Origin of the sequence: Mycobacterium sp. SMC-4 (assembly GCF_050205565.1) — a bacterium.
GTDB lineage: Bacteria > Actinomycetota > Actinomycetes > Mycobacteriales > Mycobacteriaceae > Mycobacterium.
Genome location: NZ_JBNMQU010000019.1, coordinates 1 through 25,855, shown reverse-complemented (window position 1 = coordinate 25,855; position 25,855 = coordinate 1). Strand labels below are relative to the sequence as shown.

Annotated in this window: 12 protein-coding genes and 1 pseudogene; 5 read left to right on the top strand and 8 right to left on the bottom strand. The window is 68.8% G+C overall.

What is annotated here, in order from left to right:
* Positions 1-115: 115 nt before the first annotated feature.
* The 5 genes from fadD32 to ACQI46_RS25115 all read left to right on the top strand — a co-directional run bounded on the left by fadD32 (position 116) and on the right by ACQI46_RS25115 (position 11,394).
* A complete protein-coding gene (gene fadD32, locus ACQI46_RS25135) occupies positions 116-2,005 on the top strand; it encodes a long-chain-fatty-acid--AMP ligase FadD32 (RefSeq protein ID WP_427096766.1) in 1,890 nt (629 codons plus the stop codon).
* A 64-nt stretch (positions 2,006-2,069) separates the two neighbouring features.
* Positions 2,070-7,535 carry a polyketide synthase Pks13 gene (pks13, locus tag ACQI46_RS25130; protein ID WP_427096765.1) on the top strand — a complete coding sequence of 1,822 codons (5,466 nt, stop codon included), beginning with the start codon at positions 2,070-2,072 and terminating at the stop codon, positions 7,533-7,535.
* On the top strand, positions 7,532-9,082 hold the full coding sequence (locus tag ACQI46_RS25125; RefSeq protein WP_427096764.1) for an acyl-CoA carboxylase subunit beta: 1,551 nt from the start codon (positions 7,532-7,534) through the stop codon (positions 9,080-9,082). Before pks13 ends, ACQI46_RS25125 begins: the two co-directional genes overlap by 4 nt.
* Before the next feature lie 27 nt (positions 9,083-9,109).
* Positions 9,110-10,027: a DUF4331 family protein gene (locus tag ACQI46_RS25120; RefSeq protein ID WP_427096794.1), complete on the top strand. Its 918-nt coding sequence runs from the start codon at positions 9,110-9,112 to the stop codon at positions 10,025-10,027.
* Positions 10,028-10,059: 32 nt separating this feature from the next.
* A complete protein-coding gene (locus ACQI46_RS25115) occupies positions 10,060-11,394 on the top strand; it encodes a serine/threonine-protein kinase (protein WP_427096763.1) in 1,335 nt (444 codons plus the stop codon).
* A 69-nt stretch (positions 11,395-11,463) separates the two neighbouring features.
* On the opposite strand, the gene ACQI46_RS25110 is transcribed toward ACQI46_RS25115, so the two are convergent.
* From ACQI46_RS25110 to ACQI46_RS25075, 8 genes and pseudogenes are all read right to left on the bottom strand, one after another.
* Positions 11,464-14,583, bottom strand: coding sequence for an arabinosyltransferase domain-containing protein (locus tag ACQI46_RS25110; protein WP_427096793.1), 3,120 nt, complete (start codon positions 14,581-14,583; stop codon positions 11,464-11,466).
* Between the two features lie 98 nt (positions 14,584-14,681).
* Positions 14,682-17,864, bottom strand: a complete 3,183-nt coding sequence (locus ACQI46_RS25105) for an arabinosyltransferase domain-containing protein (RefSeq protein WP_427096792.1) — start codon at positions 17,862-17,864, stop codon at positions 14,682-14,684.
* A gap of 72 nt (positions 17,865-17,936) precedes the next feature.
* Entirely contained in the window at positions 17,937-21,179 is a 3,243-nt protein-coding gene (locus ACQI46_RS25100) for an arabinosyltransferase domain-containing protein (RefSeq protein WP_427096762.1), read from the bottom strand.
* 4 nt (positions 21,180-21,183) lie between these two features.
* On the bottom strand, positions 21,184-23,058 hold the full coding sequence (locus ACQI46_RS25095; RefSeq protein ID WP_427096761.1) for a galactan 5-O-arabinofuranosyltransferase: 1,875 nt from the start codon (positions 23,056-23,058) through the stop codon (positions 21,184-21,186).
* Positions 23,058-23,822 (bottom strand): decaprenylphospho-beta-D-erythro-pentofuranosid-2-ulose 2-reductase, encoded by a 765-nt coding sequence (locus ACQI46_RS25090; protein WP_427096760.1) that lies wholly within the window; start codon positions 23,820-23,822, stop codon positions 23,058-23,060. The genes ACQI46_RS25095 and ACQI46_RS25090 overlap by 1 nt, the downstream gene beginning before the upstream one ends.
* Entirely contained in the window at positions 23,823-25,205 is a 1,383-nt protein-coding gene (locus tag ACQI46_RS25085; protein WP_427096759.1) for an FAD-binding protein, read from the bottom strand.
* Positions 25,206-25,237: 32 nt separating this feature from the next.
* A complete protein-coding gene (locus ACQI46_RS25080) occupies positions 25,238-25,633 on the bottom strand; it encodes a GtrA family protein (RefSeq protein WP_427096791.1) in 396 nt (131 codons plus the stop codon).
* A gap of 35 nt (positions 25,634-25,668) precedes the next feature.
* Positions 25,669-25,855, bottom strand: a pseudogene (locus ACQI46_RS25075) (HNH endonuclease signature motif containing protein); the annotation flags it as partial.

Below are 25,855 nucleotides of genomic sequence, written 5' to 3'. Positions count from 1 at the left end.
GCGGCGCCGGCGGCTGATGGGGTGGGGGGCCTACTCCCCGGTACGCTCGTCGGGTTCGGGATGTCGAGCCCGCACGGATTTCAGCGGGATGGGCTCCCGCTTGATTGGAGAAGAGATGGCCTTCCACAACCCGTTCATCAAGGACGGATTGATCAAGTTCCCGGACAACGGGAGCCTGGTCAAACACGTCGAACGATGGGCGAAGGTACGTGGTGACAAGCTGGCCTACCGGTTCCTGGACTTCTCGACCGAACGCGACGGGGTGGCCCGCGACCTGAACTGGGCCGACTTCGGTGCCCGCAACCGCGCCGTCGGAGCCCGTCTGCAGCAGGTCACCCAGCCCGGTGACCGCGTCGCGATCCTGTGCCCGCAGAACCTCGAGTACCTGGTGGCGTTCTTCGGCACCCTGTACTCGGGCCGTATCGCGGTGCCGCTGTTCGATCCGAACGAGCCCGGCCATGTGGGCCGTCTGCATGCGGTGCTCGACGACTGCAGCCCGTCGGCCATCCTGACCACCACCGCCGCCGCCGAGGGTGTGCGGAAGTTCTTCCGCACCCGGCCGGCCGACCAGCGTCCGCGCGTCATCGCCGTCGACGCGGTGCCCAACGAGGTCGGCGCCACCTGGGAGCCCATCGACGTCGCCCACGACACCATCGCTTACCTGCAGTACACCTCGGGCTCGACGCGTATCCCGACCGGCGTGCAGATCACCCATCTGAACCTGGCCACCAACGTCGTGCAGGTCATCGAAGCCCTCGAAGGGGAGGAGGGCGACCGCGGCGTGTCGTGGCTGCCGTTCTTCCACGACATGGGCCTGATCACCGTGCTGCTGTCGCCGATGCTCGGCCACTACATCACCTTCATGACGCCGGCGGCGTTCGTCCGCAGGCCGGGCCGCTGGATCCGGGAGATGGCACGCAAACCCGACGACACGGGCGGCACGATCTCGGTGGCCCCGAACTTCGCGTTCGACCACGCCGCTGCGCGCGGCGTGCCGAAAGACGGTGAAGAGCCGCTGGACCTGTCCAACATCAAGTGCATCCTCAACGGCAGCGAGCCCATCTCGGCGGCGACCGTGCGGCGCTTCAACGACGCGTTCGGTCCGTTCGGGTTCAAGCCGCAGGCCATCAAGCCGTCCTACGGCCTGGCCGAGGCCACGCTGTTCGTGTCGACCACGCCGATGGAACACATGCCGACGATCACCTCGGTCGACCGCGACGAGCTGAACAACCACCGGTTCGTCCCGGTCCCCGACGATTCGCCCAAGGCGGTGCCGCAGGCCGGCGCCGGCAAGATCGGTGTGGCCGAGTGGGCGGTGATCGTCGACAACGACACCGCCACCGAGCTGCCCGACGGGCAGATCGGGGAGATCTGGATCAGCGGACAGAACATGGGCACCGGCTACTGGAACAAGCCCGAGGAAACGATCGCGACGTTCCAGAACATCCTGAAGTCGCGCACCAACCCGTCGCACGCCGAGGGCGCTCCCGACGATTCCACCTGGGTGCGGACCGGTGACCTGGGCGCGTACCACGACGGCGAGCTCTACATCACCGGTCGCGTCAAGGATCTGGTGATCATCGACGGACGCAACCACTATCCGCAGGATCTGGAGTACTCCGCGCAGGAGGCCAGCAAGGCGCTGCGGACCGGCTTCGTCGCGGCGTTCTCGGTGCCGGCCAACCAGCTGCCCGACGAGGTGTTCGAGGACGCCCATTCCGGGCTCAAGCGCGATCCCGACGACACCTCCGAGCAGTTGGTGATCGTCGGTGAGCGTGCGCCCGGCGCGCACAAGCTCGAGATGGGCCCGATCGTCGACGAAATCCGCGCCGCGATCGCGGTCCGGCACGGTGTGGCGGTGCGTGACGTGCTGCTCACCGCCGCCGGCGCGATCCCGCGCACCTCCAGCGGCAAGATCGGCCGGCGCGCATGCCGTTCGGCGTACCTCGACGGGAGCCTGCGCAGTGGCAAGATCGCCAACGCGTTCCCGGACGAGACGGATTGACGCTTCAACTCCATCAACGCCAAACGGCGACCGACCCGGTCGCCGATCGTGAGGTTATCTGAACATGACTGAACCGCAGGATTCGGTTTCGCCCGCGGCGCCCAAGAACGGGCCCGATCTGAGCGTCGCCGAGATGCGCGAGTGGCTGCGCAACTGGATCGGCAACGCCACGGGTCAGTCACCGGACTCGATCAGCGAATCGGCTCCGATGGTGGAGCTGGGCCTGTCGTCGCGTGACGCGGTCGCGATGGCCAGCGACATCGAGGACCTCACCGGTGTCACGCTGACCGCGACGGTCGCCTTCCGCCATCCGACCATCGAGTCGCTGGCCACCGTCATCGTCGAGGGCGAGCCGGAACAGGACACCGAGGCGCTCGAGGCCGAGGACTGGTCCCGCGACGGTGACGAAGGCCGGCTGAACATCGCGATCGTGGGCGTGGGCACCCGCTTCCCGGGCGACATGAACACCCCCGACCAGATGTGGGAGGCGCTCCTCGAGGGCCGCGATGCGATCACCGACCTGCCCGAAGGGCGTTGGTCGGAGTTCCTGTCCGAGCCCCGCGTGGCCGAGCGGGTGGCCAAGGCGCGCACCCGCGGTGGCTACCTGTCCGACATCAAGGGTTTCGACTCGGAGTTCTTCGCGCTGTCGAAGATGGAAGCCGACAACATCGACCCCCAGCAGCGGATGGCGCTGGAGCTGACGTGGGAAGCGTTGGAGCACGCCAGGATTCCCGCCTCGAGCCTGCGCGGCGAGAACGTCGGCGTCTTCATCGGCAGCTCGACCAACGACTACATGTTCATGTCGGTCGCCGACCCGGCCGTCGCGCACCCGTACGCGATCACCGGTAACTCGAGTGCGGTGATCGCCAACCGGGTCTCGTACTTCTACGACTTCCGCGGCCCGTCGATGGCCATCGACACCGCGTGCTCGTCCTCGCTGGTCGCGGTGCACGAAGGCGTCAAGGCCCTGCGCGCAGGCGACGCCGACGTGGTGGTCGCCGGTGGCGTCAACGCGTTGATCACCCCGCTGGTGACGCTGGGCTTCGACGAGGTCGGCGGCGTGCTGGCCCCGGACGGCCGGATCAAGTCGTTCTCCAGCGACGCCGACGGCTACGCCCGCTCCGAGGGCGGCGGCATGGTGGTGCTCAAGCGCCTCGCCGACGCCCGCCGCGACGGCGACGAGATCCTGGCGGTCATCGCCGGCGGCGCGGTCAACCATGACGGCCGCTCCAACGGCATGCTCGCGCCGAACCCCGACGCGCAGGAAGCGGTGCTGCGCAAGGCGTACAAGGACGCCGGCGTCAACCCCCGCACCGTCGACTATGTCGAGGCCCACGGCACGGGCACCATCTTGGGTGACCCGATCGAGGCCGACGCGCTGGGCCGGGTCGTCGGCCGGGGTCGCGCCGCCGACAAGCCGGCTCTGCTGGGCGCGGTGAAATCGAACATCGGCCACCTGGAGTCGGCCGCCGGCGCGGCGAGCCTCGCCAAGGTGGCATTATCGTTGTCCCGCAACAAGATTCCGCCGTCGATCAACTACGCGGGGCCCAACCCGTACATCGACTTCGACGCCGAACGCCTCCGGGTCGTCGACGCCGCCAGCGACTGGCCGCGCTACAGCGGTCACGCGATCGCCGGGGTCTCGGGCTTCGGGTTCGGCGGCGCGAACGCGCATCTGGTGGTCCGCGAGGTGCTGCCGTCGGACCTGGTGGAGCCCGCGCCCGAACCCGAGGTGGCCGTGGTCACCCCGGCCGGTGACAGCAAGCCCGCCGTCTACGTCGGCGGCATGTTGGTGGAGGACGACGACGAGGACGAGTTCGGCGACGACGCGCGCGACCCCGAGTTCTACGGCGTCGTGGGTGACGACGAGCCGGAACTGCCGGGCCTGACCGACGAGGCGCTGCGCCTGCTCGAGGTTGCCCGCGAGGAGCTGGCCGCCGCCGACGCCGAGAACCCGCCCACTCCGGTTGTCCCTCTTGCGGTTTCAGGGTTCCTGACCTCGCGCAAGCGCGCCGCCGCGGCCGAGCTGGCCGGCTGGATCGACAGCCCCGCGGGGCGGGCGTCGTCGCTGGAGTCGATCGGTCGTTCGCTGTCGCGGCGCAACCACGGCCGCTCCCGCGCGGTGGTGCTCGCCCACGACCACGACGAGGCCATCACCGGGCTGCGTGCCCTGGCCGAGGGCAAGCCGCACCCGACCGTCATCGCCGCCGACGGACCCGTCACCAACGGCCCGGTGTGGGTGCTGGCCGGTTTCGGTGCGCAGCACCGCAAGATGGCCAAGAGCCTGTATCTGCGCAACGAGACGTTCGCCGAGTGGATCAACAAGGTGGACAGCCTCATCCAGGACGAGCGCGGGCACTCGATCGTCGAGCTCATCCTCGACGACGCGATCGACTACACCGACGAGACCACCGAGCTCCCGATCGAGAAGGTGCAGCTGGTCATCTTCGCGATCCAGATCGCGCTCGGCGAACTCCTCAAGGCGCACGGGGCGAAACCTGGTGCGCTCATCGGACAGTCGCTGGGTGAGGCGGCCGCGGCGTACTTCTCCGGCGGTCTGTCGCTGGAGGACGCCACCCGCACGATCTGTTCGCGCTCGCACCTGATGGGTGAGGGCGAGGCCATGCTGTTCGGCGAGTACATCCGGCTGATGGCGTTGGTCGAGTACTCGGCCGAGGAGATCGAGACGGTGTTCTCGGATTTCAAGAACCTCGAGGTGTGCGTCTACGCCGCGCCCAGCCAGACCGTCATCGGCGGCCCCCCCGACCAGGTGGACGCGATCATCGCGCGCGCCGAGTCCGAGGGGAAGTTCGCCCGCAAGTTCCAGACCAAGGGCGCCAGCCACACCTCCCAGATGGATCCGCTGCTGGGCGAACTGGCCGCCGAACTGCAGGGCATCGAGGCGCGTCCGGTGCAGGTGCCCTACTACTCGACGGTCCACGAGGGCAGCCTGGTCCGCGCCGGATCCGACGCCATCCACGACGTCGACTACTGGAAGAAGGGTCTGCGCCACAGCGTGTACTTCACCCACGGCATCCGCAATGCCGTGGAGAACGGGCACACCACCTTCCTGGAGCTGGCGCCCAACCCGGTGGCGCTGATGCAGGTGGGTCTGACCACCGCAGCCACGGGTCTGCATGACGCGCAACTGATTCCGACGCTGGCGCGCAAGCAGGACGAGGTCGACTCGATGACCACGGCCATGGCGCACCTGTTCGTGTACGGCCACGATCTGGACTTCCGCACCCTGTTCCCGCGCCGGTCGCGGGGCCTAGGCGGGGCACTGGATTTCGCCGACATACCGCCGACCCGGTTCAAGCGCAAGCCGCACTGGCTCGACGTCAGATTCACCGGCGACAGCTCGTCGATCATGCCGGGCAACCACGTCGCCACCCCCGACGGCCGGCACGTGTGGGAGTACAGCGCGCGCGGGCCCGTGGACGGGCAGGCGCTCGCAGCGTTGGTGAAAGCCGCTGCGGCAGCAGTGCTTCCGGATGCCAAGTTGACCGCTTCGGAACAGCGGGCGGTGCCCGCCGACGACGCGCGGCTGGTGACCACCCTGACCCGGCACCCGGGCGGAGCGAGCGTGCAGGTGCACGCTCGGATCGAGGAATCGTTCACCCTGGTCTACGACGCGATCGTCACCCGCGCCGGGGCGCAGTCCGCGCTGCCGACGGCAGTGGGTGCCGGCACCGTCGCCGAGGGATCACCGGTCGCCCAGGCGCCGGTGGAAGTCGACGCTGACTCTGATGTCGCCGCTGACGCGGCTCCGGCCATCCTGCAGGACAACCTCACCGCCGGCGCCGGTCTGGCCGCGGGCTTCGCGAAGTGGTCGCCGGACTCCGGTGAGACGATCGCCGACCGGCTCGGCGCGATCGTCGGCGGTGCCATGGGTTACGCGCCCGAGGACCTCCCGTGGGAGGTGCCGCTGATCGAGCTGGGACTGGATTCGCTGATGGCGGTGCGGATCAAGAACCGCGTCGAGTACGACTTCGATTTGCCGCCGATCCAGCTCACCGCCGTGCGCGACGCGAACCTGTACGCCGTCGAGAAGCTGATCACCTACGCGATCGAGCACCGCGACGAGGTCGACCAGATCGCCGAGTCGCAGAAGGGCATGAGCGCCGAGGAGATCGCGGCTGCCCAGGCCGAGTTGATGGGCGGCGCCAGCACGGTCGCCGAGCTGGAGGCCAAGCTGGCCGAGGCCGGTCATCCCTTGGGGGAAGCCGACGCCGAGCAGGCCGCCGAGCAGGCCGCGGTGATGTCCGGTGCGAACCTCACGACGGCCACCACTGCGGTGCCCGATCCGCAGGCCGAGCCGAGCACCCAGGACGGCCCGCCGATCCCACCGCCGCCGACCGACCCGAGCGGACCGACGCCCGACGCTGCCAAGGCGTCCGCGGCGAAGGCGGCCGCGAAGGTGCTGACCCAGGAGGCCGTCACCGAGGCGCTGGGCGCCGACGTGCCGCCTCGCGACGCCGCCGAGCGCATGACGTTCGCGACGTGGGCGATCGTGACCGGCAAGTCACCGGGCGGCATCTTCAACGAGCTGCCGGCCCTGTCCGGGGACACCGCCGAGAAGATGGCGGCGCGACTGTCCGAACGTGCCGACGGCACCATCACCGCCGAGCAGGTCACCGGTGCCCGCACCATCGAGCAGCTGGCGACGATCGTGCGTGACCTGATGGACGCCGGAGTGGTCGACGGGTTCGTGCGCACCCTGCGTCCCCGCCAAGAGGGTTCGGACCAGGTCCCGGTGTTCGTGTTCCACCCCGCCGGTGGTTCGACGGTGGTCTACGAGCCGTTGATGAAGCGGTTGCCGGCCGACACCCCGATCTTCGGCCTCGAGCGTGTCGAGGGATCCGTCGAGGAGCGCGCCGCGCAGTACGTGCCCAAGCTGATGGAGATCCAGGGCAAAGGCCCGTACATCCTGGCCGGCTGGTCGTTGGGCGGGGCGCTGGCCTATGCCTGCGCGCTCGGGCTCAAACAGAACGGCTGCGATGTCCGCTTCGTCGGGTTGATCGACACCGTGCGTCCCGGCGAAGAGATCCCGCAGACCCAGGAGGAGACCCGGGCCCGCTGGGACCGCTACGCGCTGTTCGCTCAGCGCACCTTCAACGTCGACGTGCCGCCGATTCCCTACGAGCAGCTCGAGGAGCTCGACGACGAGGGCCAGGTGCAGTTCATCCTCGACGCGGTCAAGCAGAGCGGCGTGGACATCCCCGGCGGAATCATCGAGCACCAGCGCACGTCCTACCTGGACAATCGCCTCCTCGAGACCGCAGAAATCAAGCCTTACGACGGTCACGTGACCCTGTACATGGCCGACCGGTACCACGACGACGCGATCTTCTTCGAGCCGCGCTACGGCATCCGCCAACCCGACGGCGGCTGGGGTGAATTCGTCAGCGAGCTCGAGGTGGTGCCGATCGGGGGCGAGCACATCCAGGCCATCGACGAGCCGTACATTGCAAAAGTCGGTGCACACATGAGCGCGGCCATCAACGCGATCGAGGGTGAAAGCAAGTGACGACGAAGACCACGGCCGAGCTGCTCGCCGAACTGCGCGAGAAGCTCGAACAGGCCAAGGAGCCGGGCGGCGAGAAGGCGATCGCCAAGCGCGCCAAGAAGGGCATCCCGAGCGCGCGTGAGCGCATCCACTCGCTGCTGGACCCGGGCAGCTTCCTCGAGATCGGGGCGCTGGCCAAGACACCCGGCGATCCGGACGCGTTGTTCGGCGACGGCGTGGTCACCGGCCACGGCACCATCAACGGCCGCCCGGTCGGGGTGTTCAGCCACGACCAGACGGTCTTCCAGGGCTCGGTCGGCGAGATGTTCGGCCGCAAGGTCGCGCGGCTGATGGAGTGGGTCGCGATGGTCGGCTGCCCGATCATCGGGATCAACGACTCGGCCGGCGCGCGCATCCAGGACACCGCGACGTCGCTGGCCTGGTACGCCGAGCTGGGCCGCCGCCACGAACTGCTGCGCGGCCTGGTGCCCGAGATCTCGCTGATCTTCGGCAAGTGCGCCGGTGGTGCGGTGTACTCGCCCATCCAGACCGACCTGATCGTCGCGGTGCGCGACCAGGGCTACATGTTCGTCACCGGTCCCGACGTCATCAAGGACGTCACCGGTGAGGAGGTCACCCTCGACGAGCTGGGCGGGGCCGAGGCCCAGGCCCGGTACGGCAACATCCACCAGGTCGTCGAGTCCGAGGCCGCGGCGTTCCAGTACGTGCGCGACTACCTGAGCTTTCTGCCGGCCAACACGTTCGACGACCCGCCGATCGTCAACCCCGGCCTGGAACCGGAGATCACCCCGCACGATCTGGAGCTGGACTCGATCGTGCCGGACTCCGACAACCAGGCCTACGACATGATGGAGATCCTGCTGCGGATCTTCGACGACGGCGACGTGTTCCAGGTCGGCGAGCAATCCGGGCCGGCGATCATCACCGCGTTCGCGCGCGTCGACGGGCGCCCGGTCGGCGTGATCGCCAACCAGCCGATGTACATGTCCGGTGCCATCGACAACGAGGCCTCCGACAAGGCGGCCAGGTTCGTGCGGTTCTGCGATTCGTTCAACACCCCGCTGGTGTTCGTCGTCGACACGCCCGGATTCATGCCCGGCGTGCAGCAGGAGAAGGGCGGCATCATCAAGCGCGGTGGCCGCTTCCTCAACGCCGTCGTGGAGGCCGACGTCCCGAAGATCACCATCACCATCCGCAAGTCCTACGGCGGTGCGTACGCGGTGATGGGTTCCAAGCAGCTGACCGCGGACTTCAACTTCGCGTGGCCGACAGCCCGGATCGCGGTGATCGGGGCCGAGGGCGCCGCGCAGCTTCTGGTCAAGCGGTTCCCGGACCCGAACGCGCCCGAGGTGCAGAAGATCAAGGCCGACTTCATCGAGGGCTACAACGCCACGATGGCCGTGCCGTGGGTGGCTGCCGAGCGCGGCTTCATCGACGGGGTCATCGAGCCGCACCAGACCCGGCTGCTGCTGCGCAAGTCGCTGCACCTGCTCCGCGACAAGCAAATCAGCCGTGTGCAGCGCAAACACGGCCTGACCCCGATCTAGTAGTCGCGGTGCGGTTGGATGAAGCCTGTGTCGACTGATTTCACCGGGCTCCGACGAGGCGCGCCGCTGGGTGACCCGCGGCTGGATTTGTGCGACCTGTACGTCTTTGCCTCCCCAAAAGACCCCAGCCGCACGGTGCTGATCCTCACCGCCAACCCGGAGGCGGGCGCGATGTGTCCGGGCGCGGTCTATCGCATCGCCATCGACAACGACGGCGATCTGCGCAACGACATCGCGTTCAACTTCGTCTTCAGTGAGACGTTCGGCAGCGAGGCGGCGCCCAAGCAACGCGTCGACGTCTACCTGGCGTTGCAGGCCGACGCGCGCGTCGACGCCGCGGCGGGCTCGCGGATCTTCGGTGACGTCGAGGTGTCTTTCGACGAGACCCCGCGGATGTGGCAGTCCGGTTCGTACTCGCTGTTCGCCGGTGTGCGCTCCGACGCGTCGTTCGCCGACACCAACGTGCTGGCGATGGCGGTGGAGCTGCCCACGGCTTACCTCGGCGCGGCACCGGACGTGCGGATCTGGGCGCGCTGCAGCCTGTTGCGCGACGGCGAGTGGGTGCACGCAGACCGTGTCGGGCACCCGTGGGTCAGCGGCTTCTTCACCACCGAAGAGGAGCTGGCCGAATACAGCGCGGGTGAACCGAACCAGGACCGCGCGCGCTGGATGGCGCAGCTGATCGAGCTGATGGCCGAAACCGGCGGCTACACCCGCGACGACGCGGTTGCGGCGATCGAGGCCGAAGGCACCCTGCCGGACATGTTGACCTACAACCCGTCCAAGCCGGTGAAGTACCCCAACGGCCGCACGCTCACCGACGATGTCGCCGATTACCGGTCGAAGTTCCTGACCAACGGACAGAAGAGCTTCTCCGGTCTGAGCGCGCCGACCGGTCTGCTGCCCGATTTCCCGTACCTGGGCGCTCCGACCGATCGTCCCTGACAGACGGCGCCATACGGCATAGGATTCCGCCCATGCCGCTCAGCGACGGCGAGGTGATCTCGGGCTACACGATCGCGCGGCTCTTGGGAGCGGGCGGCATGGGCGAGGTGTACCTGGCCAAGCATCCACGACTGCCCCGCTACGACGCCTTGAAGGTGCTCTCGGCCAGTGTGTGCGCCGACGATGAGTACCGCGAGCGTTTCAACCGCGAGGCTGACATCGCCGCCACGCTGTGGCACCCGCACATCGTCGCGGTGCATGACCGTGGCGAGTTCGAGGGCCGGCTGTGGATCTCCATGGACCACGTCGAGGGGACCGACGCCGCGCAGCTGCTGGCCGACCGCTACCCCGACGGGATGCCGCCGGCGCTGGTGGCGCGGATCGTGATGGCGGTGGGGGAGGCGCTGGACTACGCGCATCAGCAGGGGCTGCTGCACCGCGACGTGAAACCGGCCAACATCCTGATAGCCGATCCGGAAACCGAGAACGAGCGGATCATGCTGGCCGACTTCGGTATCGCACGCCGCGTGGGTGAGGTCAGTGCGTTGACGGGCACGAACATGACGGTGGGCACAGTCGCCTACTGCGCGCCCGAGCAGCTGACCGCCGACGAGCAGATCGACGGCCGCGCCGACCAGTACGCACTCGCTGCCACCGCGTTTCAGCTGCTGACCGGTTCACCGCCGTTCAAGCACGAGAACCCGGCCATCGTGATCAGTCGGCACCTGACCGCCCAGCCGCCGTCGATCGCCGACCACCGTCCCGAATTGTCTTCCTTGGGAACGGTTTTCGGGAAGGCGCTGGCCAAGTTGCCGGCCGAGCGGTTCGATCGATGCGTCGATTTCGCCCGTGCGCTGGCCCACCGCAGCGGTGTCGGGCTGGCCACACCGACCGCCGACCCGGAGGCGACGGTGTATTCCCCGGTCGCCCCGGCGGCCCCTGCGGCGAAATCCCGTCGGCGCTGGGTCGCGGTCGCGGCGGCGGCGGTGCTGGCCGTGACCGCGGTCGCTGCGGTGGTCTTGTTGGCGCAGTACGAACGCCGCGAAGGCCGCAACGAAGCCACCACCGCGACTCCGGCGGGGGTGACGCTGCCGGTGGTGGTCGTCGGCGCCGACTGCGCCACGCTGGGCGCCGCGGGCGTCACCGAACGCGGTGAGCCGGCCTACTGTGCGCGGATGGCGTCGTCGGGCGCACCGCTGTGGTCCTTGTATTCCGGTGAGATCGCCCATCCCACAGCGCAACCCGCGTCCGACGCAGGCACCCCCGTGCTGGTGTGCATGGAGCAGACGGGGCAGAGCCAGGTCGACTGCCACAACGACATCCTGCAGGAGAACGCCGACCCGTCGGCCAACGACAAGACGCCATAACTTCGCCGAACTTGCATTCCACGTGAAGTTTTCGCAGTTTGACGCGCGTGGAATGCAATTTCGGCAGGGTTACGGTTGGATCCGGATCGGCCCGGGTGAGTACAGCCCCGAGTGGGTGGATTCGCCCAGCTCGATCTCCGCAGGCTCGGCGTCGACGATCGTGTCGAAGCGGCGCAGCGACCCCCAGTCCTGTCCCCAGTCCTGCGACAGATAGGTCGACATCACCGATGCCCGCAGCAACAGGTCGGTGATCCCGAGCAGGCCGCCGTTGATGCCGTCCTGCCACGTGTCGGTGCTCTGCAGCTTGGCGCTGTAATCCGGCGAGATCCGGAACTTCGGCACCTCGGTGACGCCGTTGGCGTGCAGCATCGGTTGCTGGCACGGGAAGATCAGTCCGACGGCCCAGTCCATCAGCACCGGCTGCTCCGAGCCGACGTACTCCTGCACCGAGCGCAGCTCGGGCACGCGCGGCGGTGTCACCGCGATCCAGTCGCCCTGACCGAGGTTGAGATCCTCGGCGACCACCCGCACCGCGACCGCGTCCGCCGGGATCGCCTCGCGGGGATAACGCAGATTGCGCCAGGACGGCGTCGGGCCGATGTCGTACGGGTCGACGCGACCGGCGGGCACCGGCGCACCGTCGGGACCGGGGAGCGCGTACTCCAGGGCGACCGTCTGCCCTGAGGTGACCCCTTCGGCGACGCTCTGCCCGGCGATCGTCCCCGCAGCGGTGATCACCACCAGCGGATGCGCTTCGTCAGGTGCCGGCAGTTCGTACCACGCCGAGGCGAGCCTGCTTTCCTGTTGGGACCCTTCGGAATACGTGCCGGCGACCGGAACGCGCGCCGGATCCAGCCCGTAGGGCAGCGGCACGGTGGATCCGTTGACTCCCGGCCGTGACAGCTCGATCGGCCGGTTCCAGTCGTAGTCGGTGCCCGGCTGCGGATTGTTCAGCCGGATGGCCTCGGCGATGATCCGATCGGGGACACCGTCGGGGGAGAAGCCCATCGGGTCCGATCCGCCGAGCGGGCCGAGCTCACCGTAATCGCCTGGGAATGGTTGCAGGAAACCGGCATTGGAATCGGGCTCGACCAGAACGTCGTCGGCCAGACCGCAGCCCCCGGCGAACGCGCGGATGTTGGCCCAGCCGTTCGAGTACGTCGGGTACTGACGGACCACCCCCATGGCCATCGACGCCACGAACACCACGACCATGAATCCCGCGGCGATCGGGATCGGCGCCGCGGTCACCTTGTCGGCCAGGCGGGCGCCCCGGTCGGGGGAGAGATGCAGCAGGAACGCCCACACCGCGGCAACGACGAACAGTGCGAAGAACACCGCGCTGACGGTGACACCGCCGAGCTGCGGCACCGAATTGTTGAAGGGCACACCGAAATTCGAGACGTACCACCAGCCGTTGGTCGACGCGAAGCACAGCGCCAGGACGAACAGCACGGCCGCCAGGAATGCCATCCGGTTGCGCGCGGAGCGCAGCACGGTGCGTGACACCAGCACCGTCGCCAGGGCGGCCATCGCGCCGCCGACCGCGGCGAACAACCCGAAGTGGTGCACCCACTTGGTCGGGGTGAACATCAGGAAGAAGATGGTGGCGAAGATGACGCCCATCAGCCGCCAGGCCGGGCCGCGGGCGACGCCGGGAACTCGCTTGCGCCGCAGCATCATGAACAGCGACGGGAACAGGCACAGGGCGGTGAACAGGAACGCGAAGCGGCGTGCGATCGCGCCGTCGACCGTCGGCAGGATCAGGTAGTAGTACCGCAGGTTCTCGGTGTACCACTCCTGGCTGGGGCCGATCGCGGTGCGAATCCTGGTGGCTTCCAACACCGTCGCGAATGTCTGGTCGGCGAACACCACGGCCAGCACGACGGTGCCCGCGGCCAGCAGCGGCGCCACCAACGGCCACGTGCCCACCCACTGTCGACGTCGCATCAGGATGCGCAGGATGGGCCGGCCGCCGGCGACCAGCGCGGCCACCGCGATCAGACCGGTCGGCTGGATGCCGAGAGTGAACGCCGCGGTGATGATCGCGAACGCGGCCGGGGTCAGTCGTCCCGACCGGATGGCGCGTTCGATCAGCACATAGGTGACCAGCGCGCCGGTCGCGATCTGGCCTTCGGGGCGCAGCCCGTTGTTGAACGGCATCCACGCGCCGAGCAGCACCAGACCGGCCGCCCACAGCGCGGGACGACTGGCCACCACCGCGGGACCCAGCCGGGGCAGCACCTCGCGCGACAGCAGCAGCCAGCAGATCAGCGAGCAGATCAGATCCGGCAGGCGCATCCAGATACTGGCGGTGCTGACCTGGGTCATCAATGCCAGCAGGTTGTAATACCAGCCGAAGGGGTCCTCCGGGCTGCCGAACCAGCGGAAGTAGTTCGACATGTAGCCCGCATGTTCGGCGACCCGGGCCATGCCCAGGATGTAGCCGTCGTCCGACGAGTTGGCGCCGATCACGTACCAGAGCGCGAACCCGCCGACCACGACGCCGTCGACCGCGGTGACGGTGCGCCAGCGCGTCGGGATGAGGCGCTGCATGCGCCGCCCGTCGAGACGGTCCAGGCGCCACAGCGCCATCAGGGCGATCGCTGTGGACGCGATCGCGAGCAGGATGGCGAGGAGCTTCAGCGTGGTCGGCTGGGTGGTGAAGCGGGTGTCGATGGTCGCCGACAACGACAGGCCGGGCGGGGCGGGCCCGACGAGGTCGGTGAAGACGCCGACGATCGCGGGCCGCAGGTTCGGGTCCGGGTAGCCGGTGCGCTGCGGGGAGCCGGCGTCCTCACCCGAATCCTGGATGAGCCCGACGAACTCGGCGTAGGTGCCGTCGAGGTTCGAGGTGATCTCGATGGTCGAGCATCCGCCGATGCGGTCGCGGTCGACACTGGCCACCACGACGTTGCGGACGATCACGTCGACCCGCGACTCGTTGACGGTGACCAGCATCGCGTTCAACGCCGCGTCACGGCCCTCGGCAGGGGCCGTGCCCAGCACCAGTCCGCCGTCGGCGGGCATGCCGGCCACCACCTCGCACGGGATGGTCGCGGTCAGGTCCACCGGCGCCTGCGAGATCAGCGGCGCGGTGACGTTGTTCAGCTCGCCCTGCTGCGGCCAGTTCAGCGTCGCGGTCGTCTGCGTGACGGGCAGCAGCGGAGTCGCGACGGCCAGCAGCATCCCGAGCAGACCGGCGATCGTGGCGACCCACCGCGCCGTCTTCACGTCGTTCACGGCTACACCCGATTTGCCGTTCACGGCTACACCCGATCTGCCGTTCACGGCAGCGCCCTGATCGGTCCGCCGCGACTCCAGCCGAACACTCGCGTCGTTCCCTCCTCGATCGCCGCGTCAGGTGCCCGGTCCTCCGGCACCACGCGCAGGTAGCGCTCGATCGAACCCCAGTCGCGGTACCAGTCGTCGCGCAGATAGGTCGGGATCGTCGCGGTGCGCAGCAGCGCCTGGATGAACAGGAACGGGCCGCCGTCCTCGGCGGACTGCCACTGGTTCGACGACGCCACCATCTGCTTGAAGTTCGGCAGGATCCGGTATTCCGGCAGCTCGGCGACCCCGAGATGCTGGGAGAACGGCCGCTGGCACGGGAAGTTCGCCGCCGTCGCGATGTCCATCAGGACCGGGGTCTCCGAGCCCAGGTACTCGCTGGCGGTCTCCAGCACCGGCACCCGCGGCGCCGTGAACGCGAACCACTGGTCCTCGGACAGGTTCGGGTCGTCGGCGACGATGCGCACCACGTTGGCCTCCGGCGGCGCCCACGACAGCGGGAAGCGCAGATTGCGCCACGCCTTCTGCTGGAAGATGTCGATCGGCTGCACTTCGTCGAGCGCTTGGTAGGAGCCGTCGGGGCGGTGCACACCCCACTGCAGTTTCAGGGACTGGCCGTAGTTGAAGGAGCCGTCTTCCTCGTAGTACCAGATGGCGCCGGCCGCGGCGACGGTCACCAGCGGACGATCGGCGGTGCGCGGTGGCAGCTGGTACCACGCCGAGGTGGCCTCGGCCGCGATGGTGTTCTCGTCGAAGCTGCCCATGACCGGCACCCGGTCCGGGTCCAGCCCGAACGGCAGGAACACCCGTGACCCGTTGACGCCTTCGGGGCCGTAGCCGCCGCCGGTCCCGGCGGCGTAGCCGACGCCGATGTTGGGCTTGTCGACCGGCCCGTCGGAGTTCACCGTGCCGGGGTTGGCGGCGACCGGCTCGGCGGGCTCGAGGGTGTCGCTGACGCCGTTCGGGGTGAAGCCGACGGGGTTCTCGCCGCCCAGCGGCCCGTACTCGCCGTACCGCTGTCCGGGGACCGGTTCGAGGAGTCCGGCGTTGGTGTCGGCTTCGACGAGGACGTCGTCGGCCATCGCGCAGCTGGTGTCCGAACTCAGCGCGGCGAGGTTGGCCGCGCCGGTCGTGTAGACGGGGTAGCGGCCGACGGTGGCTTTGACCATCGAACCGAGCTCGAGCACCACCATGATGGTGGCGACGATCAGCAGCGGGGTGGACGCCAGCGCGCGGTTGCGTCCGGTGTCGGCGACCTGGGTGTGACCGGCGTAGTCGATGCGGAAGTGCAGCCAGCCCGCGAGCAGTCCGCCCGCGATGGCCAGCACCAGGAAGATCGTCGTCACCGGGTAGCTGAAGATCACCGGCTGCTTGTCGAACCACGGCACGCCGTAGTTGCCGACGTAGAACCAGCCGTTGATCCCCGATGTGGCCCAGGCCAGTACGAACAGCAGCGCGGTGACGTACAGCGCGAGGTTGCGGCGCGAGTGCAGTCCGACGCGGGCGAACGCGAACGCGGTGACACCACCCAGAGCGCCGGCCAGCCCCGCGAACGCGCCGAATTGGATGGCCCACTTGGTGGGGGTCAACGTGAGCAGCAGCAGTCCGACCGCGGTGGTGCCGACGAGCCGCCACAGCGGCGCGCTGAGGGCACCGGGCACGGCGCCGCGCCGCAGCAGCACCATGATCACGCCGAACAGGCACAGCAGCAGGACCAGTACCGCGAAGCGCCGGCTCAGTGAGCCGTCGACACTGTCCTCGACGGTCAGGAAGTAGTAGCGCAGGAACTCCTGGTACCAGGGGATCGTGGGGCCGACGACGTACTTGATGCGCACCGATTCGGCGACGGTGGCTAGCGTCTGGTCGCGGAACACGATGACGAACACCAGGGAGGCGGCGGCGAGCAGCGGGGTCAGCGTCGCCCCGAGTCCGTCGGTGGCACGGCGGGCGGCGATCAGTCGCGCGACCGCGCGTGCGCCGGCCAGCAGGGGCGCCAGCGCGACGAGTCCCTGCGGGGCCAGCGTGACGGCGAACATCGCGACGACGATCGCGACGGCGGCCGGCCACAGCCGCCGCGTCCCGATGGTGATCTCGACGAGCATCCACACCGCGACGGTGGCGAACGCGATGAGCGGTTCGGGGCGCAGACCGTTGTTGAACGGCAGCCACGCGGCCAGGAACACCGCTGCGGCGGTCCAGACCGCGACCTTGTTGTCGGCGATGCGCCGGCCCAGACGCGGCAGGACGAACCGGCTGATGATCAACCACGTCCCGATCGCGGCCAGCGTGGCGGGCAGGCGCATCCACACGCTCGCGGTACTGATCGACGCCAGCTGCGCGAGCACGCCCTGATACCAGTCGAACGGGGCCTCGGATGCCCCGAAGTAACGGAAGTAGTTGGTCAGGTAGCCGGCTTCCGACGACACCCGGGCGATGGTCGCGTTGTAGCCGTCGTCGGAGGACTGCGGCCCCACCACATGCCACACGAGCAGCGCGCCGACGACACCGGCGTCGGTCAGCCAGGTCGACAGGCCGACACGTCGACGGAGGGCGCGCGGCCGGCGGCCCGCGGTGCGGTCGAGTACGGCAAGCGCGACGATCGAGGCGAGCACACACAGCACACCGAGCACCATCACCGCGGTCTTCAGCGCGGTGGGTGAGGTGATGAACCGGGTGTCGACGTCGACGTGCGCGGACAGCCCGGCGTCCATGCCGACCTCGAGGTCGGTGAACGCGCCCGCGACCTGGGGACGTTTGTCGACGCTCAGCGTGCCGGTCGCACCGGGGATTCCGACGAAGTCCGCGCCGACGGCGGCGACGTCGGCCCAGATGCGCAGCTCGTTGCAGGCCCCGGCGTCGACGTCGGCGCGCGGTGCGACCGCGGCCACGGTGTCGCGGAACGCGACGTAGACGACGTCGTCGTTGGCCCGGACGAACAGCCCGTTGCGGCCGGCGTCGATGCCGCCGGCCGGGATGGTCGAGAACACGACGCCGCCGTCGGCCGGCATGCTGGCCACCGCCCGGCACGGGATGGTCACTGTCAGGGAGCGCGGCGCGCCCGACACCAGCGGGGCGGTGACGTCGCTGACGAAGCCGTCGTCGTCGACGGACTGCGGCCAGTTGATCGAGGCGGTGGTCTGGGTGACCGGCAGCAGCGGAGTCACCGCGCACAGCGCCATCCCCAGGAGCCCCGCGATGAACGCGACGAGACGGGCAGACGGGGCAGGCACGAGGCTCGATGGTAGACGGAGTCAGCTGAGGCGCAGCGGCGCCGGGCTCCACAGGCCGCTGCGCGTTGCCGAACCGAGATCCAATCGGGCCGGTTCGGCGTCGGGGTAATACGGCATGAGCTGCTGCAGCGCGCCCCAGTCGCGGAACCAGTCGTGCTTGAGGTAGGTGGGCACCGAGACGGCGCGCACGAGCAGTTCGGTGATGCCGAGCGGGCCTCCGCCGAGGTAGTCCATGACCGGCGAGTTGGCTTCGGCGCCGAACCGGTCGGGCATGATCCGCCACTTGGGCACCTCGATGACGCCGTTGCGGTGGCCGAACGGCCGCTGGCACGGGAAGGCCAGCCCGACGAGCCAGTCCAGCAGCACCGGATCTTCCGAGCCGACGACGTCCTGCAGCGTCCGCAAGGTCGGGATGCGCGGCGGGGTGACGGCGATCCAGTGCTGCGGGTCCAGGTCGTCGTCGTTGGCGACGACGCGGATCTGGGTGGCCTCGGCGGGGATCGCGGTGAGTGGGGCCCGCAGGTTGCGCCACGCGGGGGCGGCGCCGACGTCGGCGAACTCGACGCTGCCCGCCGGTTCGCCGTCGGCGCGGGCCCACTGCACCACCACTTCGCCGGGATCGAACCGGCCTGCGGCGGCGATCACGAGCAGCGAGTCGGTGCGGTCCCGTTCGCTCCAGCCGTCGGGCAGCCGGTACCAGGCCGAGCGCAGCGACGCGGGCTGCTGGGTGGCGGCCCGCCAGCTGCCCAGCACCGGGGTCCGTGCCGGGTCCAGTCCGTAGGGCAGGCGCGCCCGGGAGCCGTTGACACCGGCCGCGGCAGTGGTGCCGCCTTCGGTGCCGGCTTCACTGCCGGTCACCACACCGCTGTCGCTGTCGGCGAAGTTGTCCGAGCCGGGTTGCTCCATCACCGGGTCGGCGGAGACGTCCGACGGAATCCCGTTGGGGCCGAATCCTTCTGAGAGCTCAGCACCCAGCGCCTCGCCGGGTGGCACGCCGATGGGGGTCAGCAACCCGGCGGTGGGGTCTTGTTCGACCATCACGTCTTCGGCCATGCCGCAGGTCTTTCCGGTGAGCGCCTCCAGGTTGGAGCGCCCCACCGTCCACGCCGGGTACTGGCCGACCATGGCGACGGTCAGCGACACCACTTCGAAGGTGACCAGCGCCCACGTCACGATCGCCAGCGGCGCCTGCGCCACCGGCCGCCATCGTCGTCCGCCGTTGGTCGGGGAGCCGTCGCGGCCGGAGAAGTGGAACCACGCGGCCACCAGCAGTGCCACGACCGAGAGGCCGAGCAGGATGGTCGTGAAGCCGAACCGCCACTCGGGGAACGAATTCGACCAGGGCACACCGAAGTTGGAGACGTACCACCAGCCGTTGACGGTGGCGAACGAGATCGCGGTGACGAACAGCACCGCCGCCGCGAAGACCGTGCGGTTGCGCCGGGAACGCATCGCGGCCGCGGAGACGGCGACCGCCGCCAGCGCGCCGAGGCTGCCGGCCAGACCGGCGAACACCCCGAAGTGGTGGGTCCACTTGGTGGGGGTGAACATCATCGCCAGGATCGAGATGACGGTGATGCCGATGATGCGTTGGCTCGGGCCTTTCGCGGTGCCCGGGATCCGGCCGCGCCGCAGTGTCATCGCGATCGACGCGGCCAGCGCGAGCAGCAGTGTCAGGACGGCGAAGCGGCGGGCCACCGAGCCGTCGGGACTGGTGGTGAACAGCCGTGAGTAGCGGATGTGTTCGTCGAACCAGGCCAGGCTGGGGCCGACGGCCGATTTGAAGCTGGTGGCGTCCAGTTCGGCGGCCAATGTCTGGTCGCGGAAGATCAGGAAGATCGTGACGGTCCCGGCGGCGGCGATCGGAGCCAGCAGCGCCCAGTACCCGAATCGGGAGACATGGGCGGTCACAATCGTTTTCAGGGGTCCGACCGCAACCAGCAGCGCACCGATCGCGGCGATGCCGGTGGGCCCCGAGAACAGCGTGAGTGCCCCGATGATGATCGCGACGGCCACCGGAAGCAGCCGGCTGGTGGCCACGCCGCGCTCGACCGAGCACCAGGTCAGCAGGATGCCCAGGGCGATGATCGGCTCGGGTCGCAGACCGTTGTTGAGCGGGAGCCAGAACGCCAGGAACACGCCGGCGGCGGTCCATGCGGCGGCGCGGCTGTGTTTGACCGCCGACCCCAGGCGGGGGATGACCTCCCGGCTGATCAGCCACCAGCAGGCCAGCGCCATCAGCAGCGTCGGCAGGCGCATCCACACGCTGGCCGTACTCACGTGCGCCCACAGCGCCAGCAGGTCGTAGTACCAGCCGACGGGAGCTTCGGGGGTGCCGAACCAGCGGTAGTAGTTGGCCATATATCCGGCGTTCTCGGACACCCGGGCCATGGTCAGGATGTAGCCGTCGTCGGCGGTGTTGGCGCCGACGAAATGCCACCACACCAGCACCGCGGCGACCAGGCCGTCCAATGGGGAGAACGACCACCAGCGGGACGGCAGGAACCGCTTGTGGCGGCGGCCGTCGGCGCGGTCGAGCACATGCAGCGCACCCAGGGAGACCAGCGTCATCGTGACGCCGATGATCATCGCGAGCAGCTTCAGCAGCGTCGGGGTGGTGCTGTAGCGGGAGTCGATGGTCGCCGAGAACTGCAGGCCCGGCGGGGCGGGTCCGGACAGGTCGGTGAAGACGCCGACGATCTGGGGCCGGAAGTCGTAGCCGCTGCGTTCGCCGCGCAGCGGTTCGTCGGGGTTCTCCGCGGTGTCGCTGGCCTGTCCCTGGGTCAGGCCGACGAACTCGCCGGTCACCTTGTCGGCGCGCGCGGTGAACGTCAGCTCGCGGCAGTCGGGACTCAACACGGCGTCCAGCGGAGCACTGACCACGGGGGTGTTGCGCACGATGACCAGCAGGTCGTTGTTGACGCGTTCGATGAGCAGCCCGCGGTCGACGGCCTTGGGCGCCTGCTTCGGCACGGTGGAGAGCAGGACGGTGCGGCCCGGCCGGTCCAGGCCGGCCGCGACGCTGCACGGCACCGTGATCGTGAGGTCCGTGGCCACGTACCCGATCAGCGGGGCGTCAACGCTGGCAAGGACCTCGTTCTGCGGCCAGTTGAGCTGCGCGGTGGTCTGGGTGACCGGAAGGAACGGCGTGGCGATGGCCAGGAGCGTGCCCAGCAGGCCCGCGACGATCGCGATGAGCCGCGCGGTGCGGTGGTTCACGCCCGTTCCAGGCGCCGGCTCCGCCGACTGAGGCTGTCGCACCACGGGGCTAGATGGTAATTGGCTTGCGGATGGCCAGCACAAATGGGCCGATCGTGGACACGTCGAAGCGCGGATCGTCGAACAGCGCGTCGTCGAGCGACACGTGGTAGCGACGCACATTGGGCTGGTTGGGGTAGACGTCCTCGGCCAGCCGCAGGGTCAGCGTGTCGTTGGCGCCGCGGCGCATCAGGAACACCGTCGGCGGCTCCCAGGGCAGGGCGTCGAGCGCCTCGATGAATGCGTCGGCGTCCTCGAGCCTGGCCCAGCTCTCGATCGCTGCGGCCCGCTGCTCGAACTGGGCCAGTGGGTTCGCATAGTGCGACGTGAGTCCCTGGAAGCCGTAGTAGGGATAGAAGGACAGGAAGCTGTAGTCGGCGGTCAGCACCACGGTCTCGTTGCGTGGTTTGCCGGTCACCTCCTGGATGCGGGCGTCGACTTCGCGGTAGTACTGCTCGGCGCCGGGCGGGCGGCGGTCGGCGCGCTCGCCGTAGCCGTCGGTGTCGGTGTAGGCGACGACAATGTCGGAGCGCAGCACGTCGGGGATGTCCTGGCTGAACGTGACCGCGCCCAGCGCGCCGATCGCGGTGGCCACGGCCACCACCTTGCCGGCGTTGGTCCGTTGCACCCGTGCCGCGGCGGCGCGCGTCACCTCGATGAAGCCGAACGCCCCGGCGGCGGCCAGCAGGATCGTCAGCGTGGGCTGCAGTCGGAACGACAGCAGCGTGGTGCCCACCAGCGTGGTCAGCATCGACAGCAGCGACCACAGATAGACGGTCAGGACCGCCACACCCAGCGCGCCCGCTCTTGCGGAACTGCGCGCGTACACGACCAGCCACACCGTGCCGAGCATGCACAGCGCGCCGAGCAGGGTGAACTGCAGCATCGGGAAGGACAGTTCGGCACCGTCCTTGGGCAGGTAGTGCTGGGCCGTGCCGGTTTCGGCCGGGGTGCCGCGCGCCGCGGCCAGCAGGTAGGGCCCCCATCCGATCAGCGCGATCAGCCCGGAGATGCCGGCGATGGCCGCCAGTCGCAGCAGCGGCTCCCAATGCCTGCGGGACGCAGCGACAAGGAGCGCCATCACGGTCAGCGTCAGCGCGGCGTAGGCCAACAGCAGCGTGTAGAACAGCGCGGCGACGCCCAGGAAGATGCCGGTGCCGATGACCGCGGCCCAGCCCCCGTGTCTGCTCCCGCCGCGCAGCCCCGACCACGCCAGCACGAACACCGGCGGCAGCAGCACCGCGATGATCGCGGCGTAGGGCTCGGCGGGGGAGTAAGCCAGTGCCGCCGCTGCCGTCGCCGTGGACACCACCAGGGCGTACTCGAAGCGGATCATCGCGGCCCACAGCACCAGTGCCAGCACGATGGCGATCGTGATGGAGATGATCGACCAGGGCTTGAACATTTCCCACGCGGGCGTGCCGGTGAGCGCGGCCAGGCGGCCGCCGAGCCAGAACCACCCCGGCGGGTAGAACGGCGGCAGACCGATGTAGGTCATGTCGTTCAGCGTCGGCGAATCGGCAAGGCGCGTCAGGTATTCGGTGCGGAACTGCTGGTCGACGGAAATGCCGAACAGATACAGCCGGGTGGCGCCCAGCGGCATCGCCAACGTGACGACCGAGAACGCGGCCAGGAACAGCAGCGCCCCGGCGCGGGCAGGGGTGCGTCGGCCGCGGCGCCACAGCAGTCCGCTGGCCAGCAGGCCGGCCAGACAGCCGACCTGCCCGACGGTGGTCAGTGCGTGCAGCTGGTTCGACGAGTTGTAGGCGGGCCACTCGACGCGGGCGATCGCGAGGAGGCTGACCACCGCGACCGCCACCGCAACCGCCGCGGCGACGACCATCTGGCCGGCCACTTTCGCCGGCGCGGCCAGGGCGCTACGCATCAGATGGGAAGCTTGCGGAAGATCGGCCGCGGGATGTGACGCAGCACCATCATCACGTAGCGGAAGGCGCCGGGAGCCCACACCAGCTCTTTGCCCTTGGCCGCGGACGTGACCGCCAGCTCGGCGACGTACTCCTTGTCGACGGTCAGCGGTGCTTCCTTGACATGCGCGCTCATCCGGGTGCGCACCTGTCCGGGACGGATGACGAGAACCCGAACACCGTACTCGCGCAGGGCTTCTCCGAGACCCAGGTAGAAGCCGTCGAGACCGGCCTTGGTGGAGCCGTAGACGAAGTTCGAGCGGCGGACCCGTTCACCGGCTGCCGAACTCATCGCGATGATCTGACCGAAGCCCTGTGCCCGCATCTTCTCGGCCAGCAGCACGCCGACCGAAACCGCTGCGGTGTAGTTGATCTCGGCGATCTGGACGGCCTTGCGCTGGTTCTGCCACAGTTCCTCGGCGTCGCCGAGGAGGCCGAACGCGACGATGGCGACATCTATGTCCCCGGTACTCGCAGCCTGTGCGATCACGTTGGGGTGGCTGTCGGTGTCGACGGCGTCGAAGTCGACGATCTCGACCTCTTTGGCCCCGGCCTGTTCGAGTTGCTGTTTGGCAGCGTCGCGCAGCGGGTCGGCGGGCATGCAGGCCAGCACCACACGGGCTTTGGCGTTGCGCAGGTAGCGTTCGCAGATCGCCAGACCGATCTCGGAGGTGCCGCCGAGCAGCAGGATCGTCTGCGGGTTACCCGTCGCGTCGAAAACCATCTAGAGCAGCTCCAGTCGTCGGGCCATGTCGGAGGCGAAGACCCCGTCGGGATCGACCTTGCGGCGCACCGAGATCCATTCGTCGATGCGCGGGTACATGGCGTGGAAGGTGTCGGCAGTGGTGCGGGAATCCTTGGCGGTGTAGAGCCGGCCGCCGAACTCCAGCACCCGTTTGTCGAGACCGTTGAGGAACGCGTTGAGCCCGGGCGTGATCTGAAAGTCGACGCAGACGTTCCAACCGGGGATCGGGAAGCTCAGCGGGGCGTCGTTGCCCGGTCCGAAGAGCTTGAACACGTTGAGGAACGACGGGTGTCCCGAGCGCTGGATGTCGACCATGATGCGTTTGAACTCGTCGACGGCTTCGGTCGGCACGACGAATTGGTATTGCGCGAAACCGACTTTACCGTAGGCGCGGTTCCATTCGCCGACCATGTCGAGCGGGTGGTAGAACTGCGTCAGATTCTGAGCTTTGCCGCGGTAGGTCTTGCCGGTCCGGTACCACAGTTCGGTCATGGCACCGAAGGTGTACTTGTTGCCCAGGCCGTTGGGGAACACGTCCGGTGCTGTGAAGTATTGCGGCGCATCGAATTTCAGTGGCTCTTTGCGGAGCTTGGCGGGTAGCTGATCGAGCGTCGCCAGCGAGCCGCGGGAGATCACCGCCCGGCCTAACTTCGGCGGTGCGCTGATCGCGTCGAACCACGCACTCGAGTACGTGTAGTTGTCCTCGGTCCCGTCGCTGTGGAAGGCGATGGTCTCGTCGAGACTGCCGGTGACGTCACCGTCGGCGATGAAGTACGCGGTCTCCGTGGGCGTCATCGCGATCGTTGCGCGCAGGATGATGCCGGTCAGGCCGTTGCCGCCGACGGTGGCCCAGAACAGCTCGCTTTCCGGGCCAGTCGGGGTCAGGTGCCGAACCTGTCCGTCGGCGGTCAGCAGATCGATGGAGCGCACGTGGTTGCCGAAGCTGCCCGCACTGTGGTGGTTCTTGCCGTGAATGTCGCAGGCGATGGCGCCGCCGACGGTGACCTGGCGGGTGCCCGGCAGCACCGGCACCCACAGACCCAGGGGCAGCGCGGCGCGCATGAGTTGGTCGAGGTTGACCCCGGCGTCGACGTCGACGAGCGCGTCGTCGGAGTTGATCGTGTGGATTCGGTTGAGGGCGGTCATGTCGATGACCAGGCCGCCGCCGTTCTGGGCGTTGTCGCCGTAGGAGCGGCCCAGCCCGCGCGCCAGGACGCCGCGACCACCCTGCTCGGCGGCGCGCGTGACGGCCGTCGCGATGAGCTCGGGGTCTGGCGTCGACAAGACGTGCGCCACGGTCGGCGCAGTGCGACCCCAGCCGGTCAGCCGTCGCGGGGTTGTCGGAACTTCGGTGCCAAACATCGTCACAGAGGGTACCGGTAGGAGCCGGTCATTCAGCGGAGCCGGAAGATCACTGTGCGCTGGACGATGAAGTTGATGACCGTCGCGGTGCCCTGGGCGATGACGAACGCGACCGGCACCTGCCAGGCCTGATCTTCCCATTCCATGTAGAGCACATAGTTGATGCCGACCTGGACTGCATAGGTGATCGCGTACAGAACGACGACGGCGATGAAGCGCGCGGTGCTCGGCGGCGCCTGGAAGGTCCAACGGCGATTGATCAGGTAGGCCGTGGTGGTGCCCGCGACGAAGCTGAGTGTCTTGGCGACGTTGACGTGCAGTCCGACAGCCAGCAGGGCTACATACAGGCCGAAGTCGACGACGGCCGCGAGTCCACCGGTGACCAGGAAACGCCAGATCTGAGTGGGGAGGCTCAGCTGCGGTGAGATCGGGGGCTCGGCCACCCGGGCAGCTTACGGTCTGCTCAGAACGGGGGTGTGTCGTCGGGTGGGGTGAGTTCTTCGCCGTTGGTGGTGAGGGCTTCGGTGTTGATACGGCGGAGGACGTTGATGTAGCGGGCTTGTGCTTGGGCGCGGGTGTATCGGCGCCGGGGCATCATGGTGCCGCGGCGTTGGTGTGTTGGTGGTGGTGGGGGTGGGTCTTTGGTCCAT